The organism is Paenibacillus phyllosphaerae (genome assembly GCF_014192105.1).
GTDB lineage: Bacteria > Bacillota > Bacilli > Paenibacillales > Paenibacillaceae > Paenibacillus_Z > Paenibacillus_Z phyllosphaerae.
Genome location: NZ_JACHXK010000001.1, coordinates 322,925 through 336,805, shown reverse-complemented (window position 1 = coordinate 336,805; position 13,881 = coordinate 322,925). Strand labels below are relative to the sequence as shown.

13 protein-coding genes are annotated in these 13,881 nt (G+C 53.4%); 11 read left to right on the top strand and 2 right to left on the bottom strand.

The window, feature by feature from the left end; genetic code table 11:
* Nucleotides 1-77 precede the first annotated feature (77 nt).
* Nucleotides 78-1,763 carry a dihydroxy-acid dehydratase gene (gene ilvD / locus FHS18_RS01195; protein WP_183596065.1) on the bottom strand — a complete coding sequence of 562 codons (1,686 nt, stop codon included), beginning with the start codon at nt 1,761-1,763 and terminating at the stop codon, nt 78-80.
* Between the two features lie 409 nt (nt 1,764-2,172).
* On the opposite strand from ilvD, the gene FHS18_RS01190 reads away from it, so the two are divergent.
* The 7 genes from FHS18_RS01190 (at nt 2,173) to FHS18_RS01160 (ending at nt 8,096) form a co-directional block, all read left to right on the top strand.
* The gene (locus FHS18_RS01190; protein WP_183596063.1) at nt 2,173-2,478 is read left to right on the top strand and encodes an urease subunit gamma; all 306 of its coding nucleotides are present in this window, start codon (nt 2,173-2,175) and stop codon (nt 2,476-2,478) included.
* Between the two features lie 38 nt (nt 2,479-2,516).
* Entirely contained in the window at nt 2,517-2,885 is a 369-nt protein-coding gene (locus tag FHS18_RS01185) for an urease subunit beta (protein WP_183596061.1), read from the top strand.
* Complete coding sequence (gene ureC / locus FHS18_RS01180) at nt 2,882-4,597, top strand: urease subunit alpha (protein WP_183596059.1); 1,716 nt, start codon at nt 2,882-2,884, stop codon at nt 4,595-4,597. Before FHS18_RS01185 ends, ureC begins: the two co-directional genes overlap by 4 nt.
* A gap of 26 nt (nt 4,598-4,623) precedes the next feature.
* Nucleotides 4,624-5,340: an urease accessory protein UreF gene (locus FHS18_RS01175; RefSeq protein ID WP_183596057.1), complete on the top strand. Its 717-nt coding sequence runs from the start codon at nt 4,624-4,626 to the stop codon at nt 5,338-5,340.
* Between the two features lie 33 nt (nt 5,341-5,373).
* Complete coding sequence (gene ureG, locus FHS18_RS01170; protein WP_183596055.1) at nt 5,374-6,096, top strand: urease accessory protein UreG; 723 nt, start codon at nt 5,374-5,376, stop codon at nt 6,094-6,096.
* On the top strand, nt 6,050-6,943 hold the full coding sequence (locus FHS18_RS01165; RefSeq protein WP_246427396.1) for an urease accessory protein UreD: 894 nt from the start codon (nt 6,050-6,052) through the stop codon (nt 6,941-6,943). Before ureG ends, FHS18_RS01165 begins: the two co-directional genes overlap by 47 nt.
* 691 nt (nt 6,944-7,634) lie before the next feature.
* The gene (locus tag FHS18_RS01160) at nt 7,635-8,096 is read left to right on the top strand and encodes a MarR family winged helix-turn-helix transcriptional regulator (protein WP_183596053.1); all 462 of its coding nucleotides are present in this window, start codon (nt 7,635-7,637) and stop codon (nt 8,094-8,096) included.
* A gap of 341 nt (nt 8,097-8,437) precedes the next feature.
* Here the strand turns inward: FHS18_RS01160 and FHS18_RS01155 are convergent, their stop codons facing one another.
* Nucleotides 8,438-8,758, bottom strand: coding sequence for a hypothetical protein (locus FHS18_RS01155; protein WP_183597290.1), 321 nt, complete (start codon nt 8,756-8,758; stop codon nt 8,438-8,440).
* A 394-nt stretch (nt 8,759-9,152) separates the two neighbouring features.
* Here FHS18_RS01155 and FHS18_RS01150 point away from each other — a divergent pair, with 394 nt between their 5' ends.
* The 4 genes from FHS18_RS01150 (at nt 9,153) to FHS18_RS01135 (ending at nt 13,728) form a co-directional block, all read left to right on the top strand.
* Complete coding sequence (locus FHS18_RS01150; protein WP_183596051.1) at nt 9,153-10,133, top strand: glycoside hydrolase family 43 protein; 981 nt, start codon at nt 9,153-9,155, stop codon at nt 10,131-10,133.
* A gap of 310 nt (nt 10,134-10,443) precedes the next feature.
* Nucleotides 10,444-11,859 carry an ABC transporter substrate-binding protein gene (locus FHS18_RS01145; protein ID WP_409348524.1) on the top strand — a complete coding sequence of 472 codons (1,416 nt, stop codon included), beginning with the start codon at nt 10,444-10,446 and terminating at the stop codon, nt 11,857-11,859.
* 129 nt (nt 11,860-11,988) lie between these two features.
* Nucleotides 11,989-12,873: a carbohydrate ABC transporter permease gene (locus FHS18_RS01140; RefSeq protein ID WP_183596049.1), complete on the top strand. Its 885-nt coding sequence runs from the start codon at nt 11,989-11,991 to the stop codon at nt 12,871-12,873.
* 15 nt (nt 12,874-12,888) lie between these two features.
* Entirely contained in the window at nt 12,889-13,728 is an 840-nt protein-coding gene (locus FHS18_RS01135; protein ID WP_183596047.1) for a carbohydrate ABC transporter permease, read from the top strand.
* Nucleotides 13,729-13,881: the final 153 nt, after the last annotated feature.

Below are 13,881 nucleotides of genomic sequence, written 5' to 3'. Positions count from 1 at the left end.
AAATGAACAGATCTGTCAATTCTATACCACAAAAAGAAGGCGCCTAAACAGGCGCCTTCTCAATAACAGGACAAACATTAAATTTTCATTACGCCGCCCATGCTCGCGTTCGTAACGAGGTGGGAATAACGGGCGAGATAGCCTTTGCGGATCTTCGGCTCGAAGCCTGTCCATGCCGCGCGGCGCTGTTCCATCTCTTCGTCGCTGATAAGGACGTTCATGGTACGGTTGTTCATGTCGAGTTCCACCAAGTCGCCATCTTGTACGAAAGCGAGCGGTCCGCCTTCAGCAGCCTCTGGCGAAACGTGACCGATACTGATACCGCGGGATGCGCCGGAGAAACGGCCGTCTGTTACGAGACCGACTTTGGCGCCAAGACCCATGCCGACGATCTGGGAAGTAGGTGCGAGCATCTCTGGCATACCTGGGCCGCCTTTAGGGCCTTCGTAGCGGATGATGACGACATGGCCTTCCTTGACTTGTCCGTTCGCGATACCGTGCAGTACGGCATCCTGGGAGTCGAAGCAGATCGCTTCGCCTTTGAGGTAACCGCCGACCGATTTGTCGACAGCGCCGACTTTGATGATCGCGCCTTCCGGCGCGATGTTACCGAACAGTACGGCAAGGCCGCCTTGCTCGGAGTGCGGGTTGTCGATCGGACGGATGACGTCATGGTTCTGGATCTCGCAGCCTTCAACGTTCTCGCGGAGCGTCTTGCCTGTAACCGTCATTACGTCGCCATGAAGCGCGCCTTCCTTCTTGAAGAGCTCGTTGATAACGGCGCTGACGCCGCCAGCTTCGTGAACGTCCTCGATATGCCAGTCGGAAGCCGGAGCGATCTTCGCCAGGTGAGGAACGCGGCTTGCGATTTCGTTGATACGCGCGATCGGATACTCGATGTCGGCTTCGTGAGCCAATGCGAGCGTATGAAGAACCGTATTCGTCGAACCGCCAAGCGCCATGTCGAGGGCGAAGGCGTTGTCGATCGCGTCCTTCGTTACGATGTCGCGCGGCTTGATGCCAAGACGGATCAGCTCCATCAGCTGGCGAGCGGATTTCTTAACGAATTCTTTACGCTCAGGCGATACCGCAAGGATCGTACCGTTGCCTGGAAGGGCAAGGCCAAGTCCTTCGGCCAGACAGTTCATGGAGTTCGCCGTGAACATGCCGGAGCAGGAGCCGCATGTCGGACAGCCGAATTGCTCGAGCTCTTGCAAGTCTTTGTCGTCGATCTTGCCGGCTTGGTATGCGCCGACGCCTTCGAATACGCTCGACAGGGAGATCGAACGGCCGTCGGACGTTTTGCCCGCTTTCATCGGACCGCCGGATACCATGATCGTCGGGATGTTGACGCGCAGGGCGCCCATCATCATGCCCGGCGTGATCTTGTCACAGTTCGGGATACAGACCATGCCGTCGAACCAGTGCGCGTTAACGACCGTCTCTACGGAGTCTGCGATAATCTCGCGGCTTGCCAGCGAGTAGCGCATGCCGATGTGGCCCATTGCGATGCCGTCGTCGACGCCGATCGTGTTGAACTCGAACGGTACGCCGCCAGCTTCGCGGATCGCTTCCTTAACGAGCTTACCGAATTCCTGGAGATGGACGTGGCCTGGAATGATGTCGATATACGAGTTACAGACCGCGATGAACGGTTTGTCGAAATCCTCTTCCTTAACGCCGGCTGCGCGCAGCAAGCTGCGGTGCGGAGCGCGGTCGAAACCTTTTTTGATCATGTCAGAACGCATCTTTTGTCTGGCCATATCTGTTCCTCCTTATTGTTGTCTGAGAACTGTGTTTATTCTTACTATTGCAGGCAGAATGCCGCTTAGAAAGCTCACACGGAATAAAGTTTAATACTTGATAGTCTACCACACGAAAGGATAATTGGCTAGGCAACAATCCTCTACCAGAGGACAGTCGTCCGACAGCAAACGACAGCGGAAATTGTCTAATGGAAGAATTTTGGTGTAAGAAAATATAACATGAAGTGGTTTACTTGCTTGTGACTGGTCGCTATAATGAGTCTAACACGGTAAATTATAGCAGTTGTCGATGCGATGCTGTTATGTAAGCTCACTAGACTGGTGGATGAAGGTTAAATTGGGTCCTTCCTGATGGAAACATGGGAAGAAACTTATCGATACAAATCTGGCGAGGGAGACGAGTAATATGCAACTAACCGAACGCGAGAAGGAAAAGCTACTAATTACCATTGCGGCCGATCTGGCCCGCAGGCGGTTGAATCGCGGGGTGAAGCTGAACTATCCGGAGAGCGTGGCTCTGATTACTTCCGAAATTATGGAGGGAGCGCGCGACGGTTTGACTGTTGCGCAGTTGATGGAATTCGGCACGACGATACTGAAACGCGAACAGGTGATGCCCGGCATTCCGGAGATGATCCATGAGGTGCAGGTAGAGGCGACATTCCCGGACGGGACGAAGCTAGTTACGATCCACCATCCGATCACGCATTAGCATTACTTCATTAATATATAAAGCATGGGAGTGGGAGCATGATACCTGGTGAATACCGTATAGTCCCCGGCGAGATTGAACTGAATGCGGGCCGGGCTACGATCGAGATTATCGTCGTCAACAAAGGCGACCGTCCGGTGCAGGTCGGATCGCATTTTCATTTTTTCGAGGTGAATCGGGGGCTGTCCTTCGACCGTGAAGCTGCATTCGGGATGAGGCTCAATATTCCAGCCGGCACGGCAGTCCGTTTCGAGCCCGGGGAAGAGAAGCCGGTCGAACTCGTTGAGCTTGGCGGCGCGAAGCGCTCTTACGGTCTGAACGGCCTCAGCAATGGCGAGGCCATCCGCGGCGCTATGCCGGAGGATGTAAAGGCGCGGCTGGCCGCTTGGGAAGGAGAGACGCCATGAGCAGGATGGACCGTGTCAATTATGCGAATATGTTCGGCCCTACAACAGGGGACGCTGTCCGCCTGGCGGATACCGAGCTGTGGGCGCAGATCGAGGGGGATTATACCGTCTACGGCGACGAGTGCAAGTTCGGCGGCGGCAAGGTCATCCGTGACGGAATGGGGCAATCGAGCGGCGCGCTGCGAGATGACGGCGTGCTCGATACGCTCATCACGAATGCGGTCATTATCGACCATTGGGGCATCGTGAAGGCCGATATCGGGATTCGGGATGGCGTCATTGTCGGCATAGGCAAGGCAGGTAACCCGGACATTATGGACGGCGTCATGCCGAATATGATTGTAGGTGCGAGCACCGAGGTCATCGCCGGCGAGGGCAAAATCGTGACGGCAGGCGGTATCGACACGCACATCCACTTCATCTGTCCGCAGCAAATCGAGACGGCGCTATCGTCCGGGGTGACGACGATGATCGGCGGGGGCACAGGCCCGGCAACCGGGACGAACGCGACGACCGTAACGCCGGGAGCTTGGCATATGGCGCGGATGCTTGAGGCAGCCGAAGCGTTCCCGATGAATATCGGGTTTACCGGCAAAGGCAACGCTTCCTTTATAGAGCCGCTGATCGAGCAGATCGAAGCAGGCGCAATCGGCTTGAAGCTGCATGAGGACTGGGGCACGACGCCGGCGGCGATCGATGCCTGTCTAACCGCGGCCGATCAATATGACGTTCAGGTCGCGATCCATACCGATACGCTGAATGAAGCGGGCTTCCTGGAGGATACGCTGGCCGCATTCAAAGGACGTACGATACATACCTATCATACGGAAGGTGCGGGAGGCGGACATGCGCCGGACATTATCCGCGCGGCTGGCGAGCTGAACGTGCTGCCGTCGTCGACCAATCCGACGCGCCCCTATACGATCAATACGATCGAAGAGCATCTCGACATGTTGATGGTCTGCCATCACTTGGACAGCAGCATTCCGGAAGATGTCGCCTTCGCGGATTCCCGGATCCGGCCGGAGACGATCGCGGCCGAAGATATTTTGCACGATATGGGCGTGTTCAGCATGCTCAGCTCGGATTCGCAGGCCATGGGCCGCGTAGGCGAGGTCATCATCCGCACGTGGCAGACCGCGGATAAGATGAAGAAACAGCGCGGGCCGCTTGCTCCGGATACGGCGGACGCGGATAATTTCCGCATCAAGCGGTATGTGGCCAAATATACGATCAACCCCGCGATTACGCACGGTATCTCGCATCTGGTCGGCTCGATCGAGCCCGGCAAGTACGCGGATTTGGCGATCTGGAGCCCAATGTTCTTCGGGGTGAAGCCGGATTTGGTGCTTAAGGGCGGCATGATCGCTTTTGCGCAGATGGGCGACCCCAATGCTTCCATCCCGACGCCCCAGCCGGTATTCGGCCGTCCGATGTTCGGCGCCTTCGGCAAAGCAGTCGCTTCGAGTTCGATCACGTTCGTCTCGCAGGCGGCGTTCGACCTCGGCATTAAAGAGAAGCTTGGGCTTGCGAAGCGTGTGGAGCCGATCCGCGGCTGCCGGACCGTGACCAAGAAGGACATGATCCATAACGATGCGACGCCGAAGATCGAAGTCGATCCGGAGACGTATGAAGTGAAGGTGGACGGCGTGCCGGCGACATGCGAGCCTGCGGACGTGCTGCCGATGGCCCAACGGTATTTTCTGTTCTAGATTGCGACGTAAGGTGAGGTGGCAGCATGAACGCGCACAACAATTCAGCTGAGCAGCCGATCGTGCCGTGGCTTGCGCTGCAGCAGCTGCTCGATTCGGCGCTTCCGATCGGCGGATTCTCGCATTCTTTTGGGCTGGAGACGCTCGTTCAAGAGGGACGTCTGACGACCAGCGCGCAGCTGGAGGCTTACGTGCGGGCGATGCTTCGCCAGAGCTGGGCCACATCGGATGCGATGATCATTAAGGCGGCCTACCGCGATATACCGGAAGGACAGTGGGAGCGGCTGTTTGCCGTCGAACGGCTCGTTCATCTGCAGCGCGTGGCTTTCGAGACGCGGTCCGGTATCGAGAAAATGGGGCGTCGCTTGCTGCAGCTGCTCGGCCACATGTTCCCGCAGGTCGATTGCGGACCGATAGCGATCGCGCTTCGGGACGGACGATCGCTGTCGTCGCATCCGCTCGTCTTCGGCATGGCCTGCGTGCGGCTGGGCATTCCGCTTGAGCAAGCGGTTCAAGGTTATTTGTACACGTGTATCGTCACCTGCATTAACAGCGCGCTGCGGTTGATCTCGATGGGGCAGATGGAGGGCCAGTCGATCATCGCCAGACTGACGCCCGCCGCCGCGGCTGCTTGGCAGGAAGTCCGGGAGTTGGAGCCGGAAGACGCCTATACGAATATGCCGATGGCGGAGCTTGCGATGATCCGCCACGAAACCTTATATTCACGCTTATTCATGTCATAAGAAGCAGTTAACCAATAATGGGAGGCGATCGCCATGTGTCAAGGACAAGGACATACGCATGTTGAATGGGAGAAACCGGTTGTGAAGGAGTCGCGTCCGATCCGGATCGGTATCGGAGGACCGGTAGGTTCCGGCAAGACGCAGCTCGTGGAGAAATTGTCTGCCGCGCTGAAGGACCAATACAGTCTTGCCGTCATTACGAACGATATCTATACGAAGGAAGACGCTCGTATTCTGGCTGCGACCGGCGTGCTGCCGGAAGAGCGCATTATCGGCGTTGAGACAGGCGGCTGCCCGCATACGGCGATTCGCGAGGACGCTTCGATGAACTTCGAAGCCGTCGACGAACTGACGAATCGGTTCGGCAAGCTGGATCTCATCTTCATCGAGAGCGGCGGCGACAATCTGGCGGCGGCATTCAGCCCGGAGCTGGTCGATCGCTTCATCTATATCATTGACGTGGCCCAAGGGGAGAAAATCCCGCGCAAAGGCGGACCGGGCATCATGCGCTCCGATCTGCTCGTCGTGAACAAAATCGACCTGGCGCCATATGTCGGAGCAAGCTTGGAGGTTATGGAGGCCGATACGATCAAAATGCGCGGCGATCGCCCGTATGTATTCTCCAACCTGCATGGCGGCATCGGTACCGACAAAATCGTTTCCTGGCTCGTTCACGAACTCGCCCATGCACAAGGAACGGCGCATACGCATGACCATGATCATGCGCACGGACATGGACACGCTCATCACGCCTAAGAGTGAAGGTGCGGCACTGCGCGTGTCGCACCTTCGTGCTACCTTCGGAACCTATGGCGGCCAGACCAGGCTGGAGGCCAAGTTTCATAACGCGCCGATCAAGATCGCCAAGGCCTTCCCGCTCGGGGGTCCGCTTGGTGTAATCGTCATGGACGTATCGCCTGGATTGCTCGAAGGCGATTGTTACGATATGGCGTGGAATGTACAAGAAGGCGCGCATGTCTACGTTACTAACCAATCCTATACGAAGGTGCATCCGAGCAGCTTGAATACGCCGCTCGGCAGCAGGTTGAACCAGCGTTTCGTGCTCGGCGAACAAGCGGTCGTCGAATCGATGCCCGAGCCGGTTATGCTGTATAAAGACGCGCTGTTCGCGGCCGATACGAGAGTTGAACTTGCTCCGGGGGCGGTATGGATGCAGGCCGAGGTGCTCTGTCCCGGGCGTACGCTGCGCGGCGAGCTGTTCCATTATCAACAGTATCGCAGCAAACTGCAGGTGCTGCTCGATGGCGAGCTGATCTTTGCTCAAAATCAGCGGATCGTGCCGGCCGACCAAATGCTCTCTGCACCCGGCTGTCTGGCCGAAATGACGCATACGGGCGTATTCTACGCTTTCTCCGATCGGCTCGCGAGCCGACATATCGAGGCAGTGCGCCAAGCGATCGAGGCATGGCCAGGACGCCCCGGACAGCAGGTATCCGCCGGCGTCACGGCAACGCACAAGCATGGTCTCGCCGTCATGGCGGCAGGCACGACCGCGTGGGCGCTGCAGGAAGTGCTCGCGGTAGCATGGGGGGCGCTCCGCCAAGAGTTGCTGGGCTTGGCGCCGCTGAAGTTCTCGAAGTAGGTAGTTTAGCGCATGAGCTCTGTCGACGACAGAGCTTTTTGTTTTGGACAAATAAGTGATCGTGATTGATGTCTTGCCTTCCAAGGGCAAGTTAATAGAAAGCAACCTCGAGCTTGTCGACACGTATAATCATTCGCGAGTACGACCATTCAAGGGGCGGTGTAGGTATGCTTGAACGCCAGAAAAGTCAAGCGTGTCCACAAAGTGGACGTCAAGCGAGAGTCAGCACGTATGATATCAAAATCAGCGAAGTACCGGATTTCCACCCCAAGGCATCAAAGTGACGAACGAAGCTCGAAAGAAAGCTTTGTCCGACCAACAGGAAGCAGGCATGTTCACATGCCTAATTTTCCGGTAAGGACAAATGCGAGCCCATTGCGAAAGGACACATCGAAGACGGCCGCGTTTCACATATAGCCGCTTACGGGTGTCCTCAGAGTTTTCCAAGGGAAAACTCACTTCGGAAGCATAAGCTGGGCCGTGGCCCTCTGGTTCTCCTCCGTTGGAGGGGGAAGGGGGAGGCAACTAAACGGTTTTAGGGCACAGCCCTAACGAACCAGCGGGTGCACGAGGGCGGCAGCCCTAGCTCTCCCCTTTAGGGGCCAGGGGGCACTCCCCTCCTTTACATTCCAATCGCCTTACTCTACATTTAATAATATAGAAATATGGATCGGCAGGGGGATTTCATATTATGACTGATCGTGAACAACAGGAACTGAAGCAGCTGGATCACGCCTTCATACAACTGCGCAGACGAATGGACGCGGAGTGGACCAAAGGCAGCAGCCAGGGGCTTAATGCGCTGCAAGCGCGAATACTGGTTCGGCTGAACGAAGACGGGCCGCAGAAAGCGTCATCCATTGCGGAGCAACTGTTCGTGACCCCAGGGGCGATCACCGGCATCGCGGACAAGCTGATGGAGATGGGATTGATCGTTCGCGAGCGAGCGGAAGAGGATCGCCGGGTCGTGCTGCTGTCCGTCACGGACGAAGCGAGACAGATCGTCAGGAATTTGAAGGAGAAGCAGCGGGAAATTCGGGACAAAATGTTCTCCGGCCTATCGCGGCAGGATGTCGGCGAATTAACGCGGCTGCTCATGCAGATTAACCGGAATATGGATGAGGCGAACAAAGGCAAACCGGATAGCGAGTAACAGCGTGGCTAGTAACGAAAGGCGAGCATGCGAAGGACCGGGGAGGACTAGCCTCTCCGGTCTTTTTGCTTTTCTCGAACCGTCATCCGAAGCGATTAGCTCTCGCTGCCGCCGTTGTTATTGCCGTTGTTCTTGTTGGATTTGGTTTGCGTATTTTGCTTGCCGTGTCCTTGCTGCTTGGCCATGGAAAGTCCCTCCTTTCGTCATTCGCGTAAACGTATTGTACTTCGTGCAGCCTTCCCTTATGAGAAGGAGGGATTGGCAAATTTACACATAAGCAAGAGCCTTGCTCTGGTGGAAGGAGACAAGGCTCTCTAGTGACTTGTATGGTAGGCGTCCTCTTAGGACAGCAAGCTTCTGAGATGGGATTGGTGCCACATGGAAACAGGTACAAGTTTGGACTCGATGCCGTGGTCGAAGCGAATCATGCCATCCTCAATAGCGATGATCTTCCCTACGTTCACATAACAGTTCGAACTTGCCTTCACGAATTGGCCGCTTGCGATAAAGCCGTTCAGTTGCTCCGTCGGCATAATTTTTTTTATGTTGTAGTTTCTGCCGTGGAAGCTGACGATGCCGTTGCGACCAACTTTGAAGAAGAGAATGTCCTTGTCGATCTCAAAGTTCTCATACACGTTGCGAACTTCCTGCGCTACATTCATCACTCCAAATGCCCCCTCAATCCGATGAATTTGTTAGCGCTTTCATTTTAGCATAAAACGCTATCAAAAGAAACGGGTTGACACGAAAAAACAATAAAAAAATCAGTGATTCGTGATTAGTTTTCCGGTGGGCTTACTGACATCGGTTCTGATTATCCTTGAAGCTGAGTGTCTTCCATGATTAAGGTGAAGGTTGTTAATAACCCTCTGAAATGAGGGAAAAAGCCATTGTGTTAATGATATTATTAATGATCAGGATTTCGTTAAACAGGGATGAAAACGCAAACAGCCCTTATTTTCATTAAAAAAACTGTTGATTTACATCAAACCTGCAAATATAATAAAAACACAAACGATTAACTTGCTTATTAACGCAAATCAGGATGGTGAAGAAATGTCGAACATTTCAGCAGCAAGAGAGATCTCGAATCCTCTTATTGAGCAGCGTGCTGATCCTTGGATTTATCGGCATAGCGATGGATTTTATTACTTTACAGGTTCTGTTCCCGAGTATGACCGCATTGAGGTTAGACGCTCCGAGACGCTGGCGGGTCTGACGGATGCCGAGCCGGTAGTTGCATGGCGCAAGCATGAGAGCGGCAAGATGAGCGCGAACATCTGGGCGCCGGAAATCCATTACGTAGATGGCAAATGGTATATTTACTTTGCTGCAGCCTGGACGGCGGAGACGAATGAAGGTTTGTTCGATCACCGGATGTTCGTATTGGAGAACGAATCGGCTAATCCGCTCGAAGGACAATGGGTGGAGAAGGGCCAGATCGTAACGAAATGGGAATCGTTCGCGCTTGACGCAACTTCGTTCGAGCACGAAGGAACGCGCTATCTGGTATGGGCGCAGAAAGATCCTTCTATTAAAGGAAACTCCAATCTCTATATCGCTCCGATGATTAATCCATGGACGATCGATATCAACCGTCAAGTTATGATTACGACGCCAGAGTACGAGTGGGAGAAGATTGGCTTCCTTGTTAATGAAGGCGCAGCCGTGCTCAAACGAAATGGCAAGATTTTCATCACGTATTCTGCTAGTGCTACCGATTATAATTACTGCATGGGCATTATTTGGGCGGCGGAGACTTCCGATCTTCTCGATCCGACTTCCTGGATCAAATCCGAGGTGCCGGTATTCACGACGAATGAGGCGAACAGCCAATACGGACCGGGCCATAATAGCTTTACCGTTACGGAAGACGGCCGTGATGTTATCGTGTTCCATGCGCGCAGCTACAAAGAAATCGTCGGCGACCCGTTGTACGATCCGAACCGCCATGCGAGAGTTCAGCTCTTCGGGTGGAATCCGGACGGTACGCCTAACTTCGGCGAGCCGCTTCCAGATGGTAAAAACCTGATTTAGGTTGAACAAAACGATAACCTTATTGTTAATGTAATTGTGAATATTATAGACGTATTTTCATCTTTCACACTCGCTTTTAGCAGTGTGAAAGAAAATATTGACTTTGAAAGCGCTCTATATTAATCTAAATGTAACGAAAACGCATTAACGTTAACAAAACAACTAATCATTATCGCAGCCAAGAATAATCCAGATGGAATGATTAGATCCGACAAGCAAGATTGAATACGGTTTCACCAGCTGCGTGTTCGTTTGAGAAGGCTTACACGACTGCGCAAGCACTTCTATATATAAATTGGAGGGGTTCCAAGTGGAAAAACGGAAAGGCTTACTTTCAATCGCAGCAGTTACAATGGCATCTGTTCTCGTTCTGTCTGGCTGTGGCAGCAACAACGAAGGCGGCAACGCAGCTAGCAACGGCGGCAATGCAGCAGAGAGCGGCGCAAGCAACAGCGGCGCAAGCAACAGCGGTAAAGTAGAGAAGAAAGAACTGACGTTCATGTTCCGCGGCGGAACGGATGAGCAGAAAGCATATACGAAAGTAGTCGAGAAGTTCGAAGCTGACCACCCGGGCGTAGACGTTAAGATCGTCGTAACGGCGGCCGATCAGTACGCAACGAAGCTGAAAGCGGCTATTACAGGTAAGAAAGTGCCTGACGTATTCTATTACAACTACGGCGACCTTCGCGCTTACGTGAATAGCGGCGTACTGATGGATATCACGCAATATGTTGAAGGCAATTCGAATGTCGACATTACGCAAGTATGGGACAAAGGCGTAAACCTGTATCGTTATGACGGACAAGTCGTCGGCCAAGGCCAACTGTACGGCTTGCCGAAGGACTTGGGTCCATTCGCGCTCGGCTACAACAAAACGATGTTCGAGAAAGCAGGAATTCCGCTTCCGGACAAAGACAAGCCTTACACATTCGATGAGTTCATCGAAGTCAACAAGAAGCTGACGCAAGATACGAACGGCGATGGCAAAGCTGATCAATACGGCACGGGCTTCAACGTAAACTGGTCACTTCAATCGTTCGTATGGTCTAACGGTGCGGACTGGATCGATGAGACAGGCACGAAAGTAACGATCGACGATCCGAAATTCGCAGAAGCGCTGCAATACTTCGCTGACATGCAGAACGTTCACAAAATCACGCCTTCGATCGAAGATGCGCAAACGCTCGATACGTACCAACGTTGGATGAAAGGCGAGCTTGCCTTCTTCCCTGTAGGACCATGGGATATGCCGACTTACGAGAAGCTTCCGTTCGACTATGACCTAATTCCTTATCCTGTAGGTTCCACTGGCAAAACAGCGACTTGGGTTGGCTCGCTCGGTATCGGCGTATCCAATAACACGAAATTCCCGCAAGAAGCTGCTGAGCTTGTAACGTACCTTACGGCTTCCCAAGAAGGCATGCAAATGCTGGTAGACGCGAAGGTTCAAATTCCGAACCTGAAAGACATGGCTGCTACATGGGCTGCTGATACTGCGACGAAGCCTGCTAACAAGCAAGAGTTCCTTGATATTGTTAACGACTACGGCCGTTCCCTGCCAGGCGAGCGTACGTACAACGCTGAATGGTACAACCTGTTCTTCACGGACATCCAGCCAGTACTCGACGGTAAAGTTACAGCTGCCGAATACGTGAAATCCGAACAGCCTAAGATGCAGAAGCTGCTCGATAAAGCGAATGAAGCAGAAGAGAAATCCAAGAAGTAAGATCAGGCAAGATCAAGCACTTCATTATAATAATGAACGAGATATATAGCTGATGAAACGGAAGATGATGCTAGCCCATAGGAGAGGGCTGGCATCATCGCCGGTTTCGCAAAAGATCAGGGGTGACTTATGGAGACGAAGTCCAATCTGTACCGCAAAGAGAAATATTATGGTTATCTGTTTATTTTGGCGCCTGTTCTTGGATTCCTCATCTTCGGCTTATTCCCGACGCTTTACTCGGTATACAGCTCTTTTACCGATATGGACGGTCTTGGCCAGATGAACTGGATCGGTCTGGAGAACTACACCGAATTATTCCAGGACGAATTGTTCTACAAAGCGATGTTCAACACGCTGTTCATGATGATCGGCATTCCGATCGGTCTCATTCTCGCCTTGCTTCTGGCCTTGGGCCTCAACCGCGGAATTTGGGGAACGACGGCATTCCGCGTTATTTATTACATTCCGGTCATTTCGTCCCTCGCCGCAATCTCGATTCTGTGGCAGTGGGCTTATAACGGTGACTACGGCTTGGTGAACCAGTTCCTCGATCTGTTCGGCATCGAAGGTCCGAACTGGCTCGCCGATAAATATACGGTTAAACCGGCAATCATGTTGATGGCGATTTGGAAAGGCCTCGGCTACACGATGCTCTTGTACTTGGCCGCCATTCAGAGCGTGCCGAAGGATTACTACGAAGCGGCAGAGCTGGACGGAGCGAACAGCTGGCAAGCCTTCTGGAACATTACATGGCCGATGGTTAGACCCGTAACGTTCTTCCTCGTCGTCACGAACATTATCGGCGGCTCGCAGATCTTTACCGAGATCAACATCATGACTTCTACAGGCGGTCCGGAATACAGCTCCGCTTCTGTCGTCTTCTACATCTGGCAGAAAGCGTTCGGCAACTTCCAAATGGGTTACGCTTCGGCGATGTCGGTCGTCCTTGGCTTATTCATTTTCATCGTCACCTTGATTCAATTCAGACTGGATAAGTCGAGCGATAACGCATAGAAAGGAGCGAAAACCATGTACACACGCAACAAACGAATCGGGGATATCATCATTTTCATTATCCTGGCCATCGGCGCAATCGTCATGATCGCTCCGCTCTTGTGGATGGTCTCGACTTCCGTGAAGGATAAAATGTCAGTCTTTGCGCTTCCGCCGAAGTGGATCCCGGATCCATTCGTGTGGGGCAAGTATAAAGAGATTTGGGAAGCGGGTCCATTGCTTCAAGGTATCGAGAACAGCGTCATCATCGCGGTTTCCGTCACGATCGTCGGGACGTTCACTTCTTCGCTGGCCGCTTTTGCGTTCGCGAAGCTGCGGATTCCAGGCAAGAACGTCATCTTCCTGTTCTTGCTGTCGTCCCTGATGATTCCGTATCCATCGGTTATGATCCCGCAGTTCATGATGTTCTCCGAGCTCGGCTGGATCGATACGCTGAAGCCGCTGATCGTGCCAGGCCTGTTCGGCAACATCGTTATGATCTTCTTCCTGCGCCAATACTTGTCGAGCGTACCGGACGCGATCATCGAAGCGGCTAAGATCGACGGAACGTCCTATTTCGGCATCTACGGCCGGATTATCTTCCCGCTCATCAAGCCGGCCATCGCGGCACAGTTCATCCTGTGGTTCATGGGCATCTGGAACGACTATCTGGCGCCGATTATCTACCTGACTTCGCCAGAGAAACAAACGCTCCAGCTCGTCATTGCGAACTTCAATGCGATGTACGCCATTCAGACCGACTATCCGCTCATCATGGCGGCTTCGGTTATCGCCCTCTTGCCGATGTTGATCGTCTTCATCATCTTCCAGAAGCAGATCATCGAATCGGTCGCGATCTCGGGTGTCAAAGGTTAATGTACAAGCAGCTATCCCTCCTGGTTTCAGGGGGGATTTTTTGTTCGCTGCCGGCCGATGGAGGTAGATCGCCAATTGTAGCATGAGAATCTCGCTAAATGAGCATCTTTATTTGCTGGCAAGAGTCTGGTAACGTGAGAGAGACATATGAAT